This is a genomic window from Ruegeria sp. BB6 (assembly GCF_056539385.1).
Genome location: NZ_JBQFUW010000014.1, coordinates 1 through 22,300, shown reverse-complemented (window position 1 = coordinate 22,300; position 22,300 = coordinate 1). Strand labels below are relative to the sequence as shown.

The window sequence follows — 22,300 nt, the reverse complement described above, 5'->3', positions numbered from 1 at the left end:
TTGGAGCTGGCCCATCCATGTCTGGAGCTACAAATTCGTGCATTGCCGGACATATTCTGAAAGACGCAGACCGTGTATTCAGAGGCGTCAATCGGCCTCGCGAGGTTTCAGACACCGCTTGAAGGGTTCTCGATGGAACATAGCACCAGCTATCCAACCAATGCTGTCGGACATCTGTTTCGAGCCCGAATTGACTTTGAGTTCCGACGTTTTCTGCTGACGAAACGTCCAAAAGTATACATCTAAAAAAAATACCAGATTCTTATGCTTCGGGAGCTTGGGAGAAAAAACGAATGGCGACTCTTTGGTATTGTCTGTGTAGAAAAACAAGTTGGGTCCACCAGGGTGATCAAACATGGGCATGGTTGGCCCGATTTGACTGGTTTGGGCAGAATGCGTTCCTCTGAAGCAAAAATGCGGATGGCTGCAAAGTCCGTAAGGTGGTCACTGGCGATATTTCGGCAAATGAGCGATTTGAGTCCATAGCAATTGCTCTTCCGATACTCGCTTAATGATGGCAGCGGAAAACTGTTGTCGCAAAAGTTGGCCCCGGTTATTTTCCTAAGGCGTTATTGCAAATCACATTCAATTTTTTTGGGAGGATCAACCATGACGAATATCATAAAAACTCTGATGACAAGCACTGCAATTTTTCTCGGTACCGCATGCGTGGCTCTTGCCGATGATGGGGTTTTGCCGAAGGACAACGCGGAATTTGAAAAATGGGGCGAAGAGTCCGGCTGGACAATTTATGTAGACAAGAGCCGAAATGCCTGTCTGATCGAGCGCGTTGACGAGAATGAAAACGTGGTGCAGATGGGCCTGACCGCGGATAAAGAGTTCGGCTATGTCGGTGTTTTCACTAAGGCCGACTTAGAGTTCAAGGACAACAAAGTACATCTGCGTCTAGATGACAAAGCTTATGTTGGCGACGCCACTGCAGCACCTTCGAACCTCGCGCGCGACTACAAGGGTGGCTATTTGCTGGCTAACAACCCCGACTTTGTTGAAGATATTCAGAAGCGTTACGTTATGACAGTGATGCCTGAGGATGCCAACACATTCGACGTAAGCCTTGATGGAACTCTAAAAGCTATCGACAAAGCCCGTGAATGCAACGCTGCCGTCGCCGGCTAATCGATTGTAACCTTGGTTAAGGCCCCTCGCTTTGCGGGGGGCCTTCTTTAATGGGTCGAAAGAGAAACAGTGCCGTGTTTCGCACCAAAGGACAAAAAACCGCTGAGCCTATGTCTGCTTTGTCCCGCAACTCTGCCGTTCAGAAGATTTCAGCGAATGTCCGCTGCCGTTGAATGCAGACCTACAGGCGAAATTTCTCGGAATGGCCGCCAACAATGACCGCTATCCGTTTTTAAGCCGTCATCTGACAAAAACTCTCAGATGACTGCCTTGAGCCCAAAGCGGCTACCCTCAACACCCGTATCACCCGTATCACCCGAAACGGCTGGGGCATAATCCGGGTACTTCTAGGGTAGCTACCACCCTGTGCCAGTTATTGTTTCATGTTCGGATGAAGTAGCTGGGGTGGTAGGAGTCCTTACTAACCGATGATTGGAACTGGCTTTTTGGCGATGCCTGACCAACTGGGCCGGTTTCGGGGCGTGTAGATCCGCTAAAGAGGCCGTTTCCCAGTGTCGCCAAGTGTCTAACTAGACCGCCCGAGCAATTGTCCACTGGCTCTGGCTGGACTGCTGACGCCTGGTTCCGGTTGCTGACGGGTGGTCGCTGGTGCTGGCGGCTGAATGCGGCGTACAGGCCTGAAGTCGAATTTCAATTCATATTCTGCTATCCTAAAACTCGGAGGACTAGCATGGAGCGTAGGATTGCCGCCGTTCTCGCCGCCGACATGGTTGGGTACTCGCGCCTAATGGAGGCAGACGAGACAGGTACTATTGAGCGGCAAAAAAGACACCGGACCGAACTCATAGACCCCAAAATAGATGCCCACAAAGGCCATATAATTAAATTAACAGGGGACGGCATGATCGCCGAATTTCCCAGTGTCGTAGAGGCGGTTCATTGCGCGGTTTCGATTCAAGAAGCCATGAAAGCCCGAGAAGAACATGTCCCTGAAGATCGTAAAATTCGTTACCGAGTTGCGGTCAATCTAGGCGACATTGTCTTCGACGAGGGGGATATTTACGGAGACGGTGTTAATATCGCAGCCCGACTGGAAGAACTTGCAGCGCCGGGTGGAGTCGTCGTATCCGGCACAGCCTACGATCACCTTAAAGCGAACGTGGAAGTTGGTTACGAAGATCTGGGAGAAAAGAGAGTCAAAAACATTTCCACCCCAGTGAGGGTTTATCGGGTGATACCGGGTGGGAAGCCATTTGTTTCAAACTCCGGAAGTTTTTCGATCAAAGTAGGTATTTCAATGGCTGTCGTTATCCTATTCGCAGCCCTACTGATTTGGCGACCATGGAAATTTGAGTTCGATCCTGCCTCAGTTGACCAAATGGCCCTTCCTCTTCCGGATAAACCTTCACTCGTTGTTCTTCCATTCGACGACTTTAGTGACGATCCACAACACGCATTTTTTGCAGACGGTATGACAGAAGATCTAATTACTGATTTGAGCAAGCTGTCTGGCATTTTCGTTATTTCACGGAATTCTAGTTGGACATATAAAGACAAAGCCGTGAAGTCCCAGCAGGTCGCCGAGGAACTTGGTGTTCAATACATCCTTGAAGGAAGCCTGCGTAGAGCAGGTGATCAGGTTCGCGTGAACGCGCAGTTGATCGACGCTTTGAGCGGTCACCATGTTTGGGCCGACCGTTATGACAGTAATGTTCAGCAGGTTTTTGAACTTCAGGATCAAGTCCTGGAAGAAATAACATCCGCATTGGCGGTTCAATTGACAGCCAAGGAAAAACAGGGATTTGGAACAGCAGAAACTGAACATCCGGAAGCATATGACTTGGTGCTGTACGGGCTTGAACTCCTGCGTAGCGGCAATTCTGATGACACTTTAACCGCGATTTCAAAATTTGAAGACGCAATCGCAATCGACCCCGATTACCACAGGGCTTATGCAGCATTGGCCGCTGCCCATTGGCGAATTGTTCAGAGCGTCTGGTTTCTGGCCATGGGTGGCGGGTTTGAACGGTCTTGGAAGGAAGTGGAACGAAGCCTTGAAAAGGCTATGGAAGACCCATCCGCGCTGGCATATTCGGTTCAGGCAGAAATTCTTGTGGAGCAGGGTCGCCATGGCGAGGCTTACAAGGAATTGGACAAGGCTTTGGCATTGGCACCAAATGACCCTGATATACATCTTGTAAAAGCGAAGGTCCTGAATGCAACTGGGCGTGCGCCGGAAGCAGAAGCGGCGATCCGGTACGCGTTGCGTTTTGACCCGCTTGAACCAACACGTTACTTGCGCGAACTGGGTGTTTCCCAGCTTCACCAAAAAAAATATGAGAACGTCGTGTCAACGATGCGACGCGTACTCAAACGCAATTCTGACATTGTGGCCGATATTACGACGCTGGTATCCGCACTTGGTCACTTGGGGCGGCTGGATGACGTCCCAGATCTGATAAAGCAGTACGACGCTATTGCAGTACCGTCGTATTATGATCCGTTTACCGCTGAAGAAAGCCTTATCTGGTGGTATGGTGACATGTATGGATACGACCCAGACTATCGCCGACATCTGTACGATGGCGTTGTGAAAGCCGGTGTACCGCCAAGCACTGGCAATGACGTTGATTACGATGATGTCGCAGACCGTTTGAAGCGTGTCGAAGGTTTGTACTATCCTGAATCAATCTCACGAATTGACACTGAAGAAGCGCGTGGGCTTTGGGAACAAGGCGCGGCGAAATTCGTCGACGTCCGCGCAAAGCTAGATTTTAATGCCGGGCACATACCCAATTCAGTCAACTATTCGCTGTTAGTTGGCCTGTCCCGGGACGCTCTTCTCGAAATAGCAAATCTTGATGACACTATAGTTTTCAGCTGCCATGGGCCTCATTGCCCATATTCGGTTTATGCTGCAATAAAGGCGCAACTCTGGGGCTTCGAGGATCCTCGGTACTATGCGGGTGGGTTTCCAGATTGGGTCGAGCAAGGCCTTCCAACGGCTGTCATAGAAAACGAGTAGTTCGACGCACGCCCTTCACCCTTGGTCTCGCCTTGGAAACAAGGCCAGCAACGGTTGTTGGGAGCCTCTGATTAGCGATAGAGCAGACATTCAATTGTTGCTGATCGATATACGCAGAGAGACCACGACGGTTGTCCCTGTCAGTAATATTTGGTGAAACCAATAAATCCGGAGGAACTCGAAATGCTGCTCCGCCAGTTCAGATTGAGCGTACACGATAGCAAGGCCGAAGAATTTGAGGCGATTTTTCTCGATCAGATACTGCCTCTTGTGAAAAGCCAAGATGGCCTGATCTGGGTAGCTGCTGGAAAGCCGTGGAGAGGCGATCCGAATACGTTCTGCATGACCATGCTATGGCGCGACTTGGATTCAATAAAGGCTTTCACCGGAGATACCTGGCACGAAGCGCGCATCGAGCCTGAAGAGCGAGATTTGATTGCCTCGGCCAGCATCGAACACTTTGAGTTGCTCGGGGCTGTGGGTCCATAAATAGGTGGAAGGTCTGCTTCGTCCGCATTGCGATCACTGATGCACTGCTCAGCGTACGACTGTTCCGAGCCCAATCTGACCAATGCTGCGCGCCGTTTCAGTGGCAAAAAACGCAAAGTAGCCGACGTTCGCATTGGCCCGTTGCGGATCATGTGTGTGACGAAAGCCTATGGCCTCAACCGGCACCCTGTTTTCGCCGGGCTCGATCAAGGTGAGCCTGATAGGAGACTAGCTCATCTTCAATCCTTGAATTTGACCAGCCCAGATGTGGCGCTGCCGTCTCGGCAATTTTGCGGGCTTGTCGCAGGCCTTGATCCGGTTCCCACCCCAGACCAAGCCTCCGCATGAGCAAATCAGCCAGATTGCCCGGCATTTCGTTGCGCGCAGAGTTTGTAATCACGGAGCTGTAATCCTTTGGCTTCTGGTTGCCGTCACATGCGGCGTCGTAGTCAAATATTGTCTGAGTGCCACAGTATTGCAGATCGCGCCGATCTCTGGAGGGCACTAGTCGCTCTTGAATCTCCCGGGTGATTTTTCTTGCGACGCGCCTATGGGTTATGATCGGGCCACCAGTAAGCGCCAGCATGTTGGGCAATCCATCAACCGCCAAATCATGTATCTTGATCTCGCGGCTACCCATTGGTTCCAGCGGATCACGCGTCAGCGGGTTGACGCCAGCCCAGGTAAACCGCACATCGCTGGGTTTCAGAGACAGCTTTGGAAGACACCGGTTGGTTTCCGAAACCATCCATTCAATTTCCTGGTCCGTCGCCGAGACGCTAGCGGCATCTCCTTGGAATGGTGTTCGCGTCAAGCCGACATAATGGATACCGCGAAAGGGTAGGCAATAAAGTGGCTCGCCTATGCTGTTATAGGTGAATACCCCCCAATCAGCGAATTCCTCTGGCAGTTGCACCGCAATATGTATGCCTTTCATCCCCGTACATTTGGGAGCCGTGTTTGACCCGGTTCTGGCAGTCACATCATCGACCCAAGCCCCTGCCAGATTGAGGACAAAGTCCGCAGTGACAGTGGCGGCCTCAGGAGCGCCCAGTGCTGTTTTGCTAGTCGATTGCAGCGTAATGTGCCACCGCGCATCCTTTTGCGCTTGCCTGATCTCCACCACCCGTGTGTAGTTGCGAACGCACGCTCCCATCCGACGTGCATCAAACAGGGCATCCAGCGCGATACGCTCTGGCCAATCAAAAAGATACTCCTGAAAAACCGCGATGCTGCGCAGCTTTTCAGGATCTCGCAACCACGGGCTGATTGGAACCTGATCGGTGTTGTCTGGACGGTAGCGACGATATCTCAGCGGTTCGCCGGCCGGACTGGTCATCCGTAGTGCTGCAAAGGCCGCATCCAGTTGCCAGGGGGTGTATTGATCATCTGAATAGATTGGCAAACAGAAGTTGACTGGCTTTACCCGGTTGGGGATCGTACGCACAATCTCATCTCTGGCCAGCATGTCATCACGAACAGTTTTCATGGACATAGCCAGACGCCGTGGGCGCAACAACGTCCGCCAGAAACCGGAGCCTGAAGCCAAATGCCTAAGACCACAGTGAAGCAAGCGACTGGAACGACTGGTTGCCCCATTGGCAAAATCATCCTGATCGACAACAAGCACACTGTAACCAGCCGCGCAAAGATGCTGGGCGGCGCTGGCACCGTTTATTCCCGCACCAACAATGGCAATATCAAAGTGGGATTGGTCTAATTGGGACAGTCCGTGAGGGGACGTCGAAACAGTCGGCGACAATGGAGGCTCCTTTTGTAGCGTTACTGGTTTCAGCATAAGAAGGTACAGATTAACACCTGTCTCCGATCAAATCCTAATGTCATGGGAAACACTGCATGCTATCAGATTGTATATACTCTGAGCTAAGCTCTGGCGATGGCAGCCGCGAAACTAAACTTAGCGCGTTGCATTGCACGTGAAACACACAAAGCGCCAGTTTCGGCTATTCAGGTGACAGCGTCGAAAGCCCGTATTGCCCGCAGGGCAGTCGTTCATACATTGCGCACCGAATGGCTGCATTGAGCCCAAAGCAGACGTGGAGAAAAACGGCGATATGTGATAGCCAACAGGGAATAATTCAATGCTGAGTGCCAAATGGTTTGCAACCCCGTACCTAAGAAAGTCACCCATATTCCGGATTTCTTTGCCCTTGTTACCTGTCCTTTTTGCCGCGATCAGCAGGTTGTTTCCCACTGTGATTTAAAGAGCAAGGGCAGGCCAATTGATGGAACTGCGGAGTGGGTGTGCTCACTTTGCAAGGGCATTCCGCGAAAAGGGCAATTTGATTGAATTATCCCCCGGGGGCGGGGCTGATCTTCGAGGTCATACCCAGCGAGCAGCTATCGCCTCCATTGCAAACGGTAGACTGTGTGATCATCTGGAAGTCCTTTGAGGACCAAAGATCGTGCGGCCGCAAATTCGAACTCGTGATTTCCCCCAACTATGGCTCTAGTCACATCCGACACAAGAATTTCACCCGGATTGGCCGATGAAGTTATGCGAGCCGCTTTGTTGACCACGGTTCCGAAGAAGTCGCCACGCGCCAAAACAACGTCGCCGGTATGAATGCCAACTCGTAGGCCCAAGCGCGGTTCCACATCGCTCAAAGCCACGGCTTCCTGTATTTTGATCGCCGCCAGAAGCGCTTCAGACGCTGATTGGAAACTGGACAATGTCCCGTCTCCCAGCGACTTCACGAATTGCCCCCGATGTGTTGCGACAATACTCTCAACAGTCTGAAAATGCTGATCTATCAACGCCGACCAACCCTGATCTCCCATGGCCGCCGCGAGCATCGTACTGCCTTCGACATCAGTAAACAGCACCGAGGCCAAACCTTCTGCCTGAAGCAATTCCGGACCTTCTTCGAGCGCAGCTTTCACAAGAGTTTGAATGGCCAACTGTTCGCTACCTACAAAATCTATATTTGGGTAGGGAAGAGAGGCGTGACGATTAATGATCTTCCATGACGCACCCTCTAAGACGAACACCAGCACCGTGCGGACGATGTAATCATCTCGAAGCCCGGGAAACCCAACCCGATGTAGAAAAGCAGACCAGCCCGTCTCTCCGTTCTCGAAGGCTTCGGCTTCGAGAACTTCCCACACATCCGGCTCTGGCATTTCGCCGATGAATTCGCCGACTCCATCGCGGACAACCTGACCTTTCCAAAACTCATTCTCGCCAGTTCCAATGAAGCGGAGATCGACCGAGTCGGAAAGGTAGTCCTTCAAAACGTGCGTATTTAGGGTCCTGATCGCCTCAAACCAGCGTTCTGTAACAGCAAGTATCTCAGGAGAAGCCTTGACCACAACTGATACTCCCAACACAGGCGAAACAAGCGCAAAGTAAATTCGTCGATCTGGAATTAGCCGTACTGAACTCTACCACCTTTATGCTGCCCACGCACAAGCATGTAATCAAGGAAGAAGATGGTAGAGGCGCCAAGCACACCTTGGACCATGCAGACCTGAGACAGAGTTGTTGAAGCTCCGTCTCGCCGGCGCACTTAGGGCTTGCTTCGAGTTTCAGCTTTGTCCGCATCGCGGTCGCTAGCGAAGTTTCGGCGAATGACCAAACCGAGCACGAACCGTCCTATTAGGCCGCTGACGATATCTGTAGTTTTGACTCCTGCAAATTTGAAATTTGCTTTGTGAATTAGGTCACATCTCAACGAGTTTCATTCTGATATTTTGTTAGTATCGAGGGAGATTTAATCATGAACATGGTTGCTGCACTCGCACTGCTATCTGCTCTTTTTTATTGTATTGCTATGGTCGCCATGAAGTCATGGTGGACACTACCCAGCCTGGGCGTGGCAACCATAATCGCTGTTGCCTTACTTACAGCTGGCGCATTCGAAGTTGCTGCTCTGGGGCATGAAAAACTGGGACTGATTTACGTGGCTGTAATGGGAGCTGAAGTCATAATTTTGGGTGTAGTCTCACATTTTTTCTTCGAAGAGGTGTACTCAGTCAAAGAAGCTGCCGGGATGGCACTAGTTCTTGTTGGAACAGCTGTCGCCTGGACTTAGCCCTTCGATTTCACAACGATCTTGCTGCTCAGCGACCTCTTTGAGCGCCCCTATAGTACGCATAGCAGACATTCACGTTTCGCAAGTTTAGGTCTGCCATCCGTCCATAAGCGGATATCTGACCAAATGACTACGATGTCCGCGTTGAGCCCTGAGCGGATATTGATACGTTGAAGCAACTAGCTGTCGCCGATAGAGTTTCATAGAGAGGTTTGCTGCTATGTACACCCTGATTGGCACTGTGGTTGTGGGCGGAGGTCAAGCTGGTCTTTCCGTTAGCTGGCACTTAAAGCAGGCTGGTTATGATCACGTTGTTTTGGACCGCGGGCAGATTGGCGATACATGGCGTAACCGTTGGGACTCGTTCTGCCTGGTCTCTCCTAACAAACTCTGCCGACTTCCAGGTTTCCATTACGATGGGGATGATCCCGATGGTTTCATGCTCCGCGATGAGATCGTCAAGTACATCGAAGACTATGCGAGCAGTTTTGGTCCGCCCTATCGAGGGGGCGTCGAGGTGGCTAGAATCGAGGCAAGTGCAGGACCGGGTCGGTTCAAACTAACCACTTCAGATGGCGAAATCAGAGCGCAGAACTTGATCGTCACCGTCGGCACGCATCAACACCCGAATATACCAAGTTGGCATTACGATCTGCCCGAAAGGGTTACCGGCATACATACATGTGACTATCGCAACTCAGCGAGCCTACCGGATGGTGCGGTATTCATTATTGGAAGTGGTCAGTCAGGGTGTCAGGTCGCTGAGGACCTGCACTTATCCGGGCGCGACGTACATCTCGCTGTGGGCAGTGCTGGCCGCATCCCACGTCGCTATAGGGGGCGCGACATTTTTGAATGGGACTTGGCGACTGGGTACATGAACATGGCGGTAAAGGACCACCCCAAAGGGACAGCTATCCGGTTCAAAGCCCATCCACATCTCTCTGGGCGAGAGGGTGGTCGTATTATTGATCTGCGCCAGATGGCGCTCGACTGGGTCAAACTACACAGCAAGGTTGAGGGTGTTCAAGACGGGTGTCTGATTTTGGCGGGCGGACTTGAAGAGACGCTCAAGGCAGTGGACGATGTGTGTCGCGCGGAAATGGAGAGCATCGACACGTTTGTTGCGGAGAATGGACTCGATGATCCCAAGGAGATTGTTGTCCCGATCAACTGGCAGCCCAAACCTGAACCACCGTTCTTCGACTTGGCTGCAGCAAATGTTTCAACCGTCATATACGCAACTGGGTTTCACCGCGATTTTGGATGGATCGACTTGCCAGTCTTCGATGAAACTGGCTATCCACTATATGAGCGAGGTACTACGGATATAGCAGGCCTGTACTTCTGCGGACTGCATTGGATGCATACACAAGGGTCTGGCCTGTTTTATGGCGTGGGCGAGGACGCGGAGTATGTAGTTGATCACTTGATTTCCACTTCGAACAAATGAGGTGCGCGACAGCCTCGAGCCTAACTTGGTTCGAAGGTTTCCAACTGCAACTGGATCAGTTTTCGGACGTGTTTGCCGAGACGACTTGTGACTGAGATATAAGCCAGTTGACGAAAACCTTAGCCTCGGGACGCTGAAATTCTGCTTGCGTCTGGATGTAATAGACGCCGAAGAGTGGCTCAGAGAACAATTCAATCATCCGACCAGTTGACAGATCGTCCTCGAAAAAAGCTCTGGCAGAATACGTGATACCGTCACCCCGGCGAACCGCAGTCATGATTAGGTTTCCAGGCATGTGATTTATGGTCAATGGCTCGGCAGGAACAACCCCATGATAGGTGAACCAGTCGGCCGCCTCGTTGGTGCCCAGTTCCTGCAACCAGGGCAGCTTCGTTAAAGAGGCCGGGTCGCGCAGATCTTGGTCTTCCACCAGTGAAGGTGCTCCGATCACGACCATGTCGGAAACAAGGACAGTATCCTCTTCTTTTCTTGGCATGCGTCTATCGTGATACCGAATGGCGACATCGATACCACCGGGTTTTATCTGAACCAGTTCAGAAGTTGGGTTCAGCATCAAAGTGATCTCTGGATGTTGTTGTTGAAACTCTGCCATTCTCGGCAATAGCCACTCCACCGCAAATGCTGGTGACATTGTCACTTGAACGGGACGCTGCGCTGTGTGTTCTGCCAGTCGTTCGACACCCCTTCCAATAATTTCAAAGCCGATACCCAGTTCACGTGCAAGAATGATACCTGGCTCTGTCAACTCAATGCCGCGCCCACGTTTAGCAACGAGAGCTACACCCAAATGCCTTTCCAACGATTTCACCTGCTGGCTGACAGCCGCTTGGGTCACATTCAAGCGTTCAGCCGCCACGGTGTAACTACCTGCTTCCGCAACTGCCGAGAAAGCGCGCAAAGCGTTCATCGGGGGAAGGTGCAACCAATCCATGCTGTAGTTTTTCTAATGTTTAGTTAGACTATTTGAGTCGCATGATATCGGCATTCTTGACATTATTCACAGTAAAATCTGCGCTGCTGTTCTAAAATATTGGAGCGGATGCTTTAGTACCGATGTCAACCTAGCCGCATGCCAGGAGATTTTGATACGATGGAAAAACTTCAAGGTGGATGTTACTGTGGTGCTGTTCGATACCAGATCGCGACACCACCTGTCTGGTCGGGGCATTGCCATTGTCGTTCATGCCAAATGGCCCTTGGTGGCGCTTTTGGAACTTGGGCTAAGGTAGCCGCCGAAGACTTCGCCGGCGTCAAAGGCGAAATCCAACACATTGAGAAAACTTCGGGTATTCGCCGCGGGTTTTGTCGGGACTGTGGAACGACGTTGACCTATGCAGCCATAAAGGAAGTTGAGGGCCAAGACTGGAGTGCTGACGCTTGGTTTTCTTCTGTGACGTTGGACGACCCTTCGATTGCGCAACCCAAGGCCCACGTCTTCGTATCACGTCAGCAGCCATGGATAAAACTCGACGACGGTCTCCCGACGTTTCCTGAGTTTTGATCAACTTTCCTGTCCAGAAAGAGGAGAAAATGATGAACACCGCATTTTCATATGCCTGCAAGGATTGCGAGGGCATGGATGCCTGCCCAGGCAAAGTGATCGCAGCGACCAAAGATGAAGTATGGAAACTCATGGAACTCCACGCGGTGGTCGCTCATGGAGAGGACCCCAGCTCGTGGGATGCCGACACTCGGGCATATCTGGGAACATTGATAAAACCAGCATGATCAAATCAGTTAAGCTTCGAACCCAATGATATTTCGGTTTGGATCGCTTGGTGACGAATGGCGGCTTTGTTGCGAAGGACCGGCTTGGGCTGCCAACCAGCCAATCATGTAAGCTGTAGGGATAGGTAGCTCTGTGCCCTGAGGAGACATGGTTAACCTTCTGGTTGATTGGTGAAAAGCAGCCTTTCTGCTAAAATGCCTCCGTGGAAAATGTGGGATGGGAGGAGAAATCATGTCTTGGAATGTTTCAGGGGAACTCGTCGAAACCTGCAATTGCAACATGCTTTGCCCATGCTGGTTCGGGCAAGCTGACCTTATGCTCTTGGACCAAGGGTATTGCGCGACGTCCCTGTTGATACGCATTAGCGAGGGCTCTCATGAAGGCGTGGACCTTTCTGGCCAAAACGCGATTGTCTCATTGCATTTCCCCGGGCCGACACTGTTCGACGCCAACGGCACCGGGCGAGTGTACATTGACGAAAACGCCAGCGATGCGCAGACGGCGGCATTGGAGACTATCTTGCAGGGTGCGTCCGGCGGCGGCATGGAGGTGCCGGCAAGCCTGTTGTCGACCTGGCTTCCGACCAAACGCGCCGGGATCAGCGTGACCGAGGCCGATGGCGAAATAACTGCAAGCGTGGCCGGTGTGGGCGAGATGAAATCCCGTCGCCTAGTCAATGACCTCGGCAACAAGATGAAACTGCAGAACGCCGCGTTCAGCCTCGCCTTCGGGCATGAGGGGCATGAAGGAGATCTGGCCCCCAGTGAAGGAACCACTTGGAACGACGCGGATATGCCCGTGACCTGGACGGGCCGGTCGGGTGTGGTCGGACAAGTCGCTTGGGCCGGCTGAGGCCGGGCCGGATCTTTAGGCCATCATAATGAATGCTGTAGGGGTCGCACGACGAGATCGGGCGCTGGTGTTGGCAGCGCTAGTCGCGCTCACGGCGCTGGCGTGGGCCTATACAATTTACCTCGGGCTTGGTTCGTCCTCGATGACGATGGTTGGCGACATGGCCATGCCGATGATGATGCAGTGGTCAGTCGCGGATTTTGTCTTCATGCTTATCATGTGGGCGGCGATGATGTTCGCGATGATGCTGCCTTCGGTTACACCCGCCGTAATGATCTACGAGCGGGTCCGCGCGAAGCGGGAGGAGGCAGGGCGACCCTTCGTGCCAACGGGCAGCTTCGTGGCGGGGTATCTGTTGGTTTGGCTGGGGTTCTCGCTGGTGGCGACTGTATTGAATTGGTGGCTGCACACTGGTGGCGCGCTTTCCTCAATGATGGGGAGGGTTGCGCCGACTGTGGGCGGCGTGATGTTGATACTTGCCGGGTTGTTCCAATGGACGCCGCTCAAGAACGCTTGCCTAGAGCATTGCCGCTCGCCCATGAGTTTTTTGATGGCTCATTGGCGCGAGGGAACCCTAGGTGCCGCGAAGATGGGGCTTCACCATGGGGCCTACTGTCTTGGCTGCTGCTGGATGCTGATGGTGCTGCTTTTTGTGTTGGGCGTCATGAACCTGCCGTGGGTTGCCGTACTTACAATTGTAGTTTTGGCAGAAAAGACGTTGCCATTCGGGCGGTTTCTGAGCCGCGGATTGGGCGTGGTTTTGATTGTCTGGGGCGGGTGGCTGATCACGCTCGCCTGAGGAAACGTTGGTGCATTCACAGGCTGGATAAATGCCACAGCAGAGCGATTTTCAACACGTCACCGGACAAGCAATTTCTGCGGGAGTATAAGTTCCGCTCCGAACCCTAAGCGGAAATAGGGGAACTGGTGTGCTAAACTGTTGCAAGACCATTCAGATTTTCTGGAGTTGGCAATGACTCACATCGATCACCTAAAATCGATATGCGAACTTAATGGGCTTCAAGTCGTCGATTTTGGTGCGGGTGATGGCGTCTAAGCCCCGCGCCGCCCGGGGATGGACGATAAACAGACAATAGACGGACGCGGGGCGGTAGTCAGAGGAGCTCAACCTACCAAAACATTCCCTAGTCTAGGAACGTCACGCTTTTATGACAGTTTAACGACAGTCTATTCACTCTTGGAGCTGGCCCATCCATGTCTGGAGCTACAAATTCGTGCATTGCCGGACATATTCTGAAAGGCGCAGACCGTGTATTCAGAGGCGTCAATCGGCCTCGCGAGGTTTCAGACACCGCTTGAGGGGTTCTCGATGGAACATAGCACCAGCCATCCAACCAATGCAGTCCGACGTCTGTTTCGAGCCCAAACCTGACCGGTTTCATTCCAGTACCCGCGCCTAAACGAATGATTGCCAATCGCCTAATTCAATTGAGCGTTATGTGAAGATTTCGTAAGTAAAGACATCTAAGTCTTCCTCAAAACCCCGCAGAGAATACCGCCCCAATTTTTTTGGCCCTTCAGATACCAAGTTCACAAAATCGCCCGTTGCTAAAAGCCGCGCCTCCAGTTTTCGCGTCAGGCCCTCTAACCTGCTGGCTATCGCGACTGATGGCCCGGTAACCGTAAAATCCAAGCGCTTTTCAGTGCCAACATTCCCGTAAACGGCCGCTCCAGTGTGCAAACCAACCCCAAATTCAACACGGTCTGATGGATCAAGTTCTTCATTTCTTTGGAACGCTTCACGCGCGGCGGACAGGGCTGCTTCGCACATGTCTTCGGGTAGTCTTCGTTGACCATCAAAAGGAAAGATCGCAAGCAACCCATCGCCAACGAATTTAAGAACCTCTCCGCCGTGATCGTGCACCGCCCCACCGACACAATCGAAGAATTGGTTAACCGTCGCGACATATTTTTCCGAAGACAAGCGCTGGCTCAAAGCCGTAGAGCCGCGCATATCGCTGAACAAGAGAGCACAGTCAATTGTGCTAACATCTCCCCGGGCTATTTGACCGTTCAGTACGGATCGACCGGACAACTTGCCTAGATAGACCTCCATCAACTCAGCTGCCAAGAACTGCTCCGACAATACACGCGCTGCACCAAGCAAAGGTAAAGATAGCCGCGACAGGCCATCTACCTCACGGTCTGTGAAGCCAGAACGACGCTTTGTAGCAAAAGACACAGACGCGCCCAAAGCCCACTCCACCTCTCCGTCAAAGACAACGGTACGATTGCCGAATGGTGCACTGCATACGACATAGTCGGTGACACCTGCTTCAGCGAGTTTTCGGAATAGCGGAAATTTGTCACGGGTCGCACGGTCAGTCAGATTTGCTCGCATGAAAGGAAACTTGATTGTGCCGTTGGCAAGTCCGTCCGCCAAGTCCCAAACTTCCTCATTAAAGTGCTGTTTCGCAATCTCATTGGCCAATTTCGAATTCTCTCCGAAGGGTGCTTTGTCGAAGAGATCAGCCGTTACAGAGCTGCGTGGAAGAACCGTCCATTCAATACGATGGTTCGACGCATCCCACGTTGCATCGAGTAATCCAATTACAGGGTGCATCATCAGGCGGCCCAAGGAAACACGCGTGACCGGCACGCCACCATCGATCAGCCTGTTACTTAACTGCTCGACTAGCCCACCAAGATCAGCATCAAAAAAGGCCAGCTTTTGCAGCCAATCTGCAATGCGGTCGAAAACATCCGCCATAACTTACACCTCCACCATCATCTTGTTACAGCCGAAGGCTCGTGTCATTCGGTTTGTCTTCGAACGCTCAATTCTCTAGCGATAGGTTTGCAAATTCTCACGCGCGTGCGCTCGCAATGTTGGCCAAAGCCCGTCAATTTTTCGAGCTACGAAAAAGTGCTGGGCGCAACATTCGATAGAAAAATGTGACTATTCAACTCTAAAGTACTCTTTCCAAGGTCCTGTGCAGCGGTGCAACTAACGGCCGCTTTGTCCGCATAGCAGTCTTTGTAGCCGCCTGCAGAGAACGGCTAGTCTCAGCCCAGAGCAGACGCTTTCGATATATGCTTTCCTATCACAAACGGAAGCGACCCGGCCTTCGATTTTTTGTCTAGTTGCGTCTCGCATAGTACCTGCATTAAACAGCTTTTTGCCAATCCTGTGGGATACGAACTATGCGCCACCTAATCATATTGTTTTTGTTCAAATCCTTGCTTCTTGCTGGCTGCGGCAGGCCACCAGAACTCGTCGGAGTCGATAACCCGGAGACGCCGGTATCTTCGGTTTCAGGAGCATCGCGCCATAAGATTTTCCTGGCGTCTACCCGGCAGGCAAGTGAGACAGTTGGTGCGTTTTTCTCTGCGGAACGTGCACCCGACCTCGGACTGGCATCGGTTGTTGTATCGGTCCCGCCAACGCATGTCACAGGAGAACTGACCCGGCCTAAGCGGCTCCCACCTGACCCAAGGACCGAGTTCGCCATTATCGAACCCACAATTTACAACTCTGAGAATGCCTTTGTGGCGTCCGTGAATGCGGAACTGGCAAAACGAAAACCCGGGGAGCGCGATATTCTGTTTTTTGTACATGGTTACAACAACACAACAAGTGACGCGCTGCTCAGACTTGGTCAGTTTGTTGAAGACACCAACTTTGAAGGTGTAGCCGTTTTGTACGATTGGGCATCGGCGGCTCAACTCAGTCGTTATGTCTATGATCTGAACAGCGCATTGATTGCCAGATCAGGCGTAGCTGACATCGGCAACATATTGGCCAGAACAAATGCAGAAGGCTACGACGTTTTCGCGCATTCGATGGGCGGATTTCTGATCATGGAGGCCCTCAGAGATCAAGCCGCCAGAGGCACGTTCAACACGTCCGGCAGGCTTCAGAATATAATTCTGGCCTCACCCGATATCGACTTGGATTTGTTCACTGTGCAATTGGAAGAAATAGACACCAAACTTGAGAATTTTTTCGTCTTGTTGTCCGAAGACGACAGCGCCTTGCGCACGTCCCGCCGCATTGCAGGAGGTGTGCCACGCGTAGGAGCAGCTAATGCTACGGATCTGGCAGAGCTGGGAGTTGTCGCAATCGACCTAACAGCGATTGACGACTCTTCTTCCGGCAGTCATTCCAAATTTGCGGGCTCTCCAGAAGTGGTTCAACTGCTTGGTAGAGGATTGAACAACGCAGGGACATTCTCAAGGCATGCCCGCGCAACGCAGTTGGACGAGCTGCTAGCCGGTGTTCCGATCAGGATTGAAGTACAGTAGTCAGCAAAGAGCGTCTCAGGGATAGAAGCAGTTATGATACGCGTGCTGAGATTTCTTGTTGTCATGTTGATCGCGATGGTCGCGCTGGGCTTCACTGCTTGGGGTGCTGCCGCACTATGGTTTCGTGCCCCTGGAAGCGACATGGTACAATCGGCGTTAAGCGGATCCTTTGCACTGCTTGGTTCGAGCTCGGTTGTGATTTGGTTGTGGCAAAGGCGTATAGAAACGCAAATTCCATTCGTGATTGCTTCCATCGCCCTGATCATTTGGTGGTCCAGTCTACAGCCGCCTTCCAACGGAAACTGGTCACCAGATGTTGCCCGGCAAGTGACCGGTAGCATCAATGGGGACATCCTGACGCTAGACGGCGTTCGCAATTTCGACTGGCGCAGCGACGGTAGTTTTGACGAAAACTGGGAAACCCGGGCGTACGACCTGAGCAAGCTAGAAACCACCGACCTCTTTTTGTCGTATTGGGCCGGTCCGGAGATGGCGCATTTTATTCTGAGTTTCGGCTTTTCTGACGGCCAGTATCTGGCCTGGTCAATTGAAGTACGACGCCAAGCGGATGGTGCATTTTCACCGGTCGCTGATGCGTTCAAGGAAAACCCAATCGTCATAGTGGCGGCAACGGAACTGGATGTCGTCGGTTTGCGCACGAACATACGCAAAGAAGATGTTCAGCTGTTTCGCCTCGGCCCAGATCCGGACGTCGCCAGAGAGTTGTTGGAAGAGTATGTTCGTGATGCAAACATCCTTGCAGCGGAACCACATTGGTACAATTCGATCGCAACCAATTGCACGACCGTTGTCGTCAAAATGATGCACGCAATTGGGAACGGCCCGCCCTTGGACTGGCGTATTGTCGTCAATGGTTATTTGCCGGAGTACGGTTACGACCGCGGTTCCCTGAACACAGATTATTCCATCGAAGAACTGCGTACGCTCGGCAGTATTTCCTCAAAGGGGCAGGCATTTGGGCTCCGAGCAGGTTATTCTAACGCGATCCGACAGGGTGTACCCGCTAAGTAAACCCAACTTAGCCACTTCGGACTTTGCGTTTTAGCAATTGCGGCTTTGTCCGCATGGCGGTCATTTAACGCAAATAATCCAAAGTCTGGTATCCGAAGGAGCGGCCGTTCGCGCCTAAACTTCGGAACCCGTTTTGAGATGACGAAACCCGTTTTGAGATGACGAACGGCTGCTGCCGTCCGTCAAACCGTCAGATGTCGATCTTCTCCGAGATGCTCAACGCGTCGTCGAGTTCGACCCCAATGTACCTGACCGTACTGTCAACCTTGGTGTGTCCAAGCAGGAGCTGGACGGCCCGAAGGTTGCCAGTCTTCCGATAGATCAGCGCAGCTTTTGTCCGCCGAAGAGAATGCGTTCCGTACCGGTCCGTCTTTTTCCCCTGCCAGGATCGCAGGGTGGTCCGTAGTACGCCATCCCTTGTCGATGTCATATGGATCTTCGGGATAAATTTCCGGATTTGTAGTTGTCGGGGACACGCCACCGGCGATCTCGGCTTCGGGACCGTATATGATCGGAAACTGGTTATAGGGCGACCAAACAGCTTCATCAAAGCCTTGGCGATTGAGGTAGCTTTCTTCAACGTCCCCGATATGTGCTTTGCCGAAGAATGCCGTGTTGTATCCCGCCGGCCCTAGAACTTCGGCCATAGTGACTTCGTTGGCCGCCAGTCCGCCATATTCATATGGGAAACCGACCTCGGTCAATCCGTTACGGATCGGGTGCCTTCCTGTGATCACCGCCGCACGGCTTTGCGTGCAAGAAGGTTCCGTATACATCCTCAGGAAATTTGCACCTTCTGCGGCCAATTGGTTGATGTTTGGCGTTTCCAGACCGCGTAGTTTCTGCAACGATGGAAACCCAACATCGCCAACCGGCGTATCATCCCACATGATGTGAATGATGTTTGGCGGTGTTCCAAATTTTTCACGTAGAGCAGCCAGTTTTTGATCTATCTCGCCGTCCTCAGCAACCCAGACATCACCCAGTTGAGCCTTGAGAATGTAGTAATCGGCGTCATGCACGATGTCGGTTTCAGCATATGCTGGGGCCAACCAAGCGCCGGTGCACGCCAATCCAATGGCCGCAGAGTAGCGTAACATACGCTTTGAATGTGGTTTCATTTACGAGTCCTTTTGTTTGGTCGATTTGCTTGGCGCATGGAATGAAGCGTCAAGTGCGGGGTCGGTATTTTTCGAGCGCTTGTCTGATGTCTTCCTGCAGTTCCTTGATTGCCGCTGACATGTCTGAAACAACAGCGGTCCGCGCACCTTCAACTCGGGCCAATTCACATGAAAGGTCCTGTTTGATTTGCCGATAATCGGCGACCGTGTCCCTGAAAGCGGGATCGTTAGTCAGCAGGTCAGTAAGAGCCCGCTGGTATTTCGGAAAAAGAACCTTGAGTTGTTCGGGGCAGTCCATTGTTCCTCGGCCATAGCTCTGTATTGCCGTCCGAGTAGCCAATTTGCCTCATTGATAGTAAGTGTCTTACCGTGAGACTCGTATGGCGAAGTAAGTCTGACACCTTCTCAAGCATCTGATATGGCAGCAAAATGAAACCCGATACAATGCCAACGAAAGATGAAAGAAACGAAGCTCTTGCCAAAGTTGTTGCAAGCAACGCAATGCGAAACTCCGACCGCGCCATACAATTTTTACGATACGTGGTTGAAGAGAGCATCGCCGGACGAGCGAAGGGCATAAGAGGCAAAACGATTGCAGCCGATGTCTTTGGTCGGGATCCGGCTGAAACCGATAGCGACAACGTTGTGCGCGTCGAAGCGCGAAGGGTCAGACGAAAGTTAGATGACTACTATCGCGAAGAAGGTCTAGATGATCCGATACGAATACATCTGGATGCTGGCGGCTACATACCGCGATTTGAACAACGGGCTGCGACAGAAACGCCAACAACAACCGTAAAAAATTCGTTTGGCACCAGTCTAAAATTGGCAGCGGTCGTGGGAGCTTTGGCAGTTGTCGCTTTGGCAATGCTTTTGACCTTGTCCGACATAAGTCTAACAAGACCACCACATGCTGCTATGGACAGTGAAAATAGCATCAACGAGCGCAAGGCTCTTCGAGAGAAATCGCTCGCATCTCTGGAAGCTGCCAACCTTGATCTTCAAGGTCGCGACTTGCGGTTCCCTGTTTTGGATCCCGGTCGGCAAAAACTGGCGTTATCACTCTTCAACGAAGCTATTGAATTGGATCCAACTTATTTCGGAAGTTTCGCTAGTGCCGCACATACCCTTGGTACACTCGCTCTGCTTACACCTGAAAATGCCGAAAAGGAAAACCTGCTCAATTCGGCGCAAGCCATGGCTGATCGCGCTGTAGAGCTTGCCCCACAGGAGGGCTGGACACAGGCAGGGCAAGCATGGGTCAGCTTCGCACGGAGGGACTTTGACGACGCGATCCGTCTCGCCGAGCTCGCCGTTGAGCTGGACCGGAACAACGGGAATGTTCTCGACACCTATGGCTTCATAATGTTTGTTTCCGGCCGGTTTGCAGACAGCGCGGCGGCAACGGCTCCAGAACGATCTTTCGACGAATCTGGCCAGCGTCTGGGACGAAAGAACATTTTTGGAGTGGCGTCTTTTCACCTTGGGAACTATCAGGATGCAATCAGTTCTTTCCAAAAAGCCATCGAACAAGGCGACCCTGTGAGCGCACCAACGTTGGTCTTTTTTGCCGCCTCATACGCGCGTCTCGGTAACATTGAAAAAGCTCAAGAACATTTTTTCGAACTGAGCCAGACATATCCCAACTTCCGCCCTGAAATAGTGTTCCCAACATTTTATCGAAACCCATCCGACGCCGACGATGTCCTCGAAGCACTTGAGATTGCGGGCTGGCGTCAGGGGTGAGTGCGCACCAGCTTTTAAAGCGGCAGGCCGAGCTTTTGCCAGTCAACACATTTTGTACAATTCGATGCAATTGCAACTTCGGCTTTAGGCTCGAAACAGCCATTCGCTGCGCAGTGCATCAGTGAACGTAGTGCGGACAAAGCTGCCATTTAGCGGAAAAGCTTCATAATTGGACTGCATGAACGAGTGCAGCGCCTCCCACGAATGACTCCGATAGCAAGACTGACTTGTTTCTAAGAATTTGATCGCGCAACATTTGCAAATTCCAGAACCTATTGGGAGGATGGCATGGCGGAGTTGCGCGAGATTGGTCAGACTGGGATACGGGTCCCTCGGATCGGGTTTGGGTCTACAGGATTGGGCAGTATTCCGGAAATTTATGGTTATGAAGTCGACGAAAACCGAGCGATTGGTACCATTAAGGCAATTCTTTCGCAGCCAAATGCATTCTTGGACACGTCGCGTTGCTATGCCATGGGCCGAAGTGAAGAGCGCATCGGGAAAGTCATTCGTGAGCTTGGCGGGTGGCCGGGTGGACGAGTGCTTTCCACCAAGATCGACAGAAATCTGGAAACCGGCGCTTTCGATGCATCCCAAGCACGAAAATCATTTGAGGAAAGCCTTAGAGCTCTCGGTGTCGACAGCGTTGATATTCTCCACATCCATGATGTTGAATACGCCAGCGACTTATCGGAGGTCAAAGGAAGCGGTGGCGCGATTGAAGAGTTGTTTCGTATCAAGGACGAAGGTTTGGCAAAGGCTGTTGGAATCGCTGCGGGACGTGTCGACTTAATGACGCCAATTTTGGAGGCTTGGGATTTTGACGTAGTCCTGACACACAACAGGCACACGCTGGTAAATAACAATGCGGCACCTCTGATTGAATTCGCAAAATCACGAGGCTGTTCGATATTGAACGCAGCACCTTTTTCAGGAGGTGTATTGGCCCGAGGCAGTGCGATCCACCGCTTCTACGTTTATCGACCAGCAGATGATGAAATACTTGCGCCAATACGTGCAGTCGAAGAGATATGCGGTCATTACGATGTTCCAGTCGGTGCTGCAGCCTTGCAATACTCGTTAAAAGACGAAGATATCACTTCGACGATTTGCGGAGTTACGTGGCCTCAGCATGTTCAACAGGCAATGGAATGGGCAGAGTGGTCCATCCCTGAAGGCGTTTGGGAGGAACTCGCTGAGCTCGACAAAACTTCGAGCGACCCAGAAGCATAGAGTCGATTTGAAGATAGAATACTATTCTTCCAATTGTCCGCTTTGGGCTCCGAGTAGTCATTCGCTGCACTCGGCCTGAACGACTGCTATGCGGACTTTGCTGCCATTCAGTCGAACTACACTAGGTTATGCAAACTGCCCACAAGCGGCCAATTGCCAACCCTTCCGATGCCGCAGTGC

Annotated in this window: 17 protein-coding genes and 2 pseudogenes; 13 read left to right on the top strand and 6 right to left on the bottom strand. The window is 52.0% G+C overall.

The features are described from left to right. Positions 1–609 precede the first annotated feature (609 nt). The 3 genes from ACR0B7_RS20780 (at position 610) to ACR0B7_RS20770 (ending at position 4,612) form a co-directional block, all read left to right on the top strand. Entirely contained in the window at positions 610–1,137 is a 528-nt protein-coding gene (locus tag ACR0B7_RS20780; protein ID WP_170555646.1) for a hypothetical protein, read from the top strand. Positions 1,138–1,828: 691 nt separating this feature from the next. Beyond that, positions 1,829–4,123 carry a rhodanese-like domain-containing protein gene (locus ACR0B7_RS20775; protein WP_170577061.1) on the top strand — a complete coding sequence of 765 codons (2,295 nt, stop codon included), beginning with the start codon at positions 1,829–1,831 and terminating at the stop codon, positions 4,121–4,123. 183 nt (positions 4,124–4,306) lie between these two features. Next, positions 4,307–4,612, top strand: a complete 306-nt coding sequence (locus tag ACR0B7_RS20770) for an antibiotic biosynthesis monooxygenase (protein ID WP_170485256.1) — start codon at positions 4,307–4,309, stop codon at positions 4,610–4,612. 175 nt (positions 4,613–4,787) lie between these two features. On the opposite strand, the gene ACR0B7_RS20765 is transcribed toward ACR0B7_RS20770, so the two are convergent. Further along, positions 4,788–6,410 (bottom strand): FAD-dependent oxidoreductase, encoded by a 1,623-nt coding sequence (locus ACR0B7_RS20765; RefSeq protein WP_480682359.1) that lies wholly within the window; start codon positions 6,408–6,410, stop codon positions 4,788–4,790. A 563-nt stretch (positions 6,411–6,973) separates the two neighbouring features. Beyond that, positions 6,974–7,945 (bottom strand): adenylate/guanylate cyclase domain-containing protein, encoded by a 972-nt coding sequence (locus ACR0B7_RS20760; RefSeq protein ID WP_170384165.1) that lies wholly within the window; start codon positions 7,943–7,945, stop codon positions 6,974–6,976. Between the two features lie 407 nt (positions 7,946–8,352). On the opposite strand from ACR0B7_RS20760, the gene ACR0B7_RS20755 reads away from it, so the two are divergent. Both ACR0B7_RS20755 and ACR0B7_RS20750 read left to right on the top strand, forming a co-directional pair. Then, positions 8,353–8,667, top strand: a complete 315-nt coding sequence (locus ACR0B7_RS20755; protein ID WP_170383373.1) for a hypothetical protein — start codon at positions 8,353–8,355, stop codon at positions 8,665–8,667. Between the two features lie 220 nt (positions 8,668–8,887). After that, positions 8,888–10,120 carry a flavin-containing monooxygenase gene (locus tag ACR0B7_RS20750; RefSeq protein WP_170577059.1) on the top strand — a complete coding sequence of 411 codons (1,233 nt, stop codon included), beginning with the start codon at positions 8,888–8,890 and terminating at the stop codon, positions 10,118–10,120. A 55-nt stretch (positions 10,121–10,175) separates the two neighbouring features. On the opposite strand, the gene ACR0B7_RS20745 is transcribed toward ACR0B7_RS20750, so the two are convergent. Continuing rightward, on the bottom strand, positions 10,176–11,072 hold the full coding sequence (locus ACR0B7_RS20745; protein WP_170577058.1) for a LysR family transcriptional regulator: 897 nt from the start codon (positions 11,070–11,072) through the stop codon (positions 10,176–10,178). A 159-nt stretch (positions 11,073–11,231) separates the two neighbouring features. On the opposite strand from ACR0B7_RS20745, the gene ACR0B7_RS20740 reads away from it, so the two are divergent. The 4 genes from ACR0B7_RS20740 to ACR0B7_RS20725 all read left to right on the top strand — a co-directional run bounded on the left by ACR0B7_RS20740 (position 11,232) and on the right by ACR0B7_RS20725 (position 13,521). Next, positions 11,232–11,642: a GFA family protein gene (locus ACR0B7_RS20740; protein WP_480682356.1), complete on the top strand. Its 411-nt coding sequence runs from the start codon at positions 11,232–11,234 to the stop codon at positions 11,640–11,642. 32 nt (positions 11,643–11,674) lie between these two features. Beyond that, positions 11,675–11,869: a DUF1059 domain-containing protein gene (locus ACR0B7_RS20735; RefSeq protein ID WP_170383381.1), complete on the top strand. Its 195-nt coding sequence runs from the start codon at positions 11,675–11,677 to the stop codon at positions 11,867–11,869. A 232-nt stretch (positions 11,870–12,101) separates the two neighbouring features. Further along, positions 12,102–12,722, top strand: a complete 621-nt coding sequence (locus ACR0B7_RS20730) for a DUF1326 domain-containing protein (protein ID WP_170383382.1) — start codon at positions 12,102–12,104, stop codon at positions 12,720–12,722. A gap of 28 nt (positions 12,723–12,750) precedes the next feature. Further along, entirely contained in the window at positions 12,751–13,521 is a 771-nt protein-coding gene (locus ACR0B7_RS20725; RefSeq protein WP_170383384.1) for a DUF2182 domain-containing protein, read from the top strand. Between the two features lie 657 nt (positions 13,522–14,178). On the opposite strand, the gene ACR0B7_RS20720 is transcribed toward ACR0B7_RS20725, so the two are convergent. Continuing rightward, positions 14,179–15,453 (bottom strand): adenylate/guanylate cyclase domain-containing protein, encoded by a 1,275-nt coding sequence (locus ACR0B7_RS20720; RefSeq protein ID WP_170485266.1) that lies wholly within the window; start codon positions 15,451–15,453, stop codon positions 14,179–14,181. A 434-nt stretch (positions 15,454–15,887) separates the two neighbouring features. On the opposite strand from ACR0B7_RS20720, the gene ACR0B7_RS20715 reads away from it, so the two are divergent. Both ACR0B7_RS20715 and ACR0B7_RS20710 read left to right on the top strand, forming a co-directional pair. Then, positions 15,888–16,988 carry an alpha/beta hydrolase gene (locus tag ACR0B7_RS20715; protein ID WP_170464504.1) on the top strand — a complete coding sequence of 367 codons (1,101 nt, stop codon included), beginning with the start codon at positions 15,888–15,890 and terminating at the stop codon, positions 16,986–16,988. 33 nt (positions 16,989–17,021) lie between these two features. Further along, positions 17,022–18,020: an Lnb N-terminal periplasmic domain-containing protein gene (locus ACR0B7_RS20710; protein WP_170464503.1), complete on the top strand. Its 999-nt coding sequence runs from the start codon at positions 17,022–17,024 to the stop codon at positions 18,018–18,020. A gap of 190 nt (positions 18,021–18,210) precedes the next feature. Here the strand turns inward: ACR0B7_RS20710 and ACR0B7_RS20705 are convergent. Then, positions 18,211–18,384: pseudogene (locus tag ACR0B7_RS20705) on the bottom strand (tyrosine-type recombinase/integrase); the annotation flags it as partial. Positions 18,385–18,568: 184 nt separating this feature from the next. Next, positions 18,569–19,120: pseudogene (locus ACR0B7_RS20700) on the bottom strand (sulfatase-like hydrolase/transferase); the annotation flags it as partial. Between the two features lie 450 nt (positions 19,121–19,570). Between ACR0B7_RS20700 and ACR0B7_RS20695 the strand changes: the two are divergent. Next, positions 19,571–20,887 carry a tetratricopeptide repeat protein gene (locus ACR0B7_RS20695; RefSeq protein WP_170577056.1) on the top strand — a complete coding sequence of 439 codons (1,317 nt, stop codon included), beginning with the start codon at positions 19,571–19,573 and terminating at the stop codon, positions 20,885–20,887. A gap of 288 nt (positions 20,888–21,175) precedes the next feature. Continuing rightward, positions 21,176–22,120 (top strand): aldo/keto reductase, encoded by a 945-nt coding sequence (locus tag ACR0B7_RS20690; protein WP_170577055.1) that lies wholly within the window; start codon positions 21,176–21,178, stop codon positions 22,118–22,120. Positions 22,121–22,300 lie beyond the last annotated feature (180 nt).

What these genes read in the sequence shown, in the direction of transcription:
- ACR0B7_RS20710 (WP_170464503.1), top strand. Translation starts at nt 17,022, where the DNA reads ATGATACGCGTGCTGAGATTTCTTGTTGTCATGTTGATCGCGATGGTC.
- ACR0B7_RS20740 (WP_480682356.1), top strand. Translation starts at nt 11,232, where the DNA reads ATGGAAAAACTTCAAGGTGGATGTTACTGTGGTGCTGTTCGATACCAG.
- ACR0B7_RS20735 (WP_170383381.1), top strand. Translation starts at nt 11,675, where the DNA reads ATGAACACCGCATTTTCATATGCCTGCAAGGATTGCGAGGGCATGGAT.
- ACR0B7_RS20720 (WP_170485266.1), bottom strand. Translation starts at nt 15,453, where the DNA reads ATGGCGGATGTTTTCGACCGCATTGCAGATTGGCTGCAAAAGCTGGCC.
- ACR0B7_RS20755 (WP_170383373.1), top strand. Translation starts at nt 8,353, where the DNA reads ATGAACATGGTTGCTGCACTCGCACTGCTATCTGCTCTTTTTTATTGT.
- ACR0B7_RS20695 (WP_170577056.1), top strand. Translation starts at nt 19,571, where the DNA reads ATGAAACCCGATACAATGCCAACGAAAGATGAAAGAAACGAAGCTCTT.
- ACR0B7_RS20715 (WP_170464504.1), top strand. Translation starts at nt 15,888, where the DNA reads ATGCGCCACCTAATCATATTGTTTTTGTTCAAATCCTTGCTTCTTGCT.
- ACR0B7_RS20730 (WP_170383382.1), top strand. Translation starts at nt 12,102, where the DNA reads ATGTCTTGGAATGTTTCAGGGGAACTCGTCGAAACCTGCAATTGCAAC.
- ACR0B7_RS20690 (WP_170577055.1), top strand. Translation starts at nt 21,176, where the DNA reads ATGGCGGAGTTGCGCGAGATTGGTCAGACTGGGATACGGGTCCCTCGG.
- ACR0B7_RS20765 (WP_480682359.1), bottom strand. Translation starts at nt 6,410, where the DNA reads ATGCTGAAACCAGTAACGCTACAAAAGGAGCCTCCATTGTCGCCGACT.
- ACR0B7_RS20770 (WP_170485256.1), top strand. Translation starts at nt 4,307, where the DNA reads ATGCTGCTCCGCCAGTTCAGATTGAGCGTACACGATAGCAAGGCCGAA.
- ACR0B7_RS20775 (WP_170577061.1), top strand. Translation starts at nt 1,829, where the DNA reads ATGGAGCGTAGGATTGCCGCCGTTCTCGCCGCCGACATGGTTGGGTAC.
- ACR0B7_RS20725 (WP_170383384.1), top strand. Translation starts at nt 12,751, where the DNA reads ATGAATGCTGTAGGGGTCGCACGACGAGATCGGGCGCTGGTGTTGGCA.
- ACR0B7_RS20745 (WP_170577058.1), bottom strand. Translation starts at nt 11,072, where the DNA reads ATGGATTGGTTGCACCTTCCCCCGATGAACGCTTTGCGCGCTTTCTCG.
- ACR0B7_RS20780 (WP_170555646.1), top strand. Translation starts at nt 610, where the DNA reads ATGACGAATATCATAAAAACTCTGATGACAAGCACTGCAATTTTTCTC.
- ACR0B7_RS20750 (WP_170577059.1), top strand. Translation starts at nt 8,888, where the DNA reads ATGTACACCCTGATTGGCACTGTGGTTGTGGGCGGAGGTCAAGCTGGT.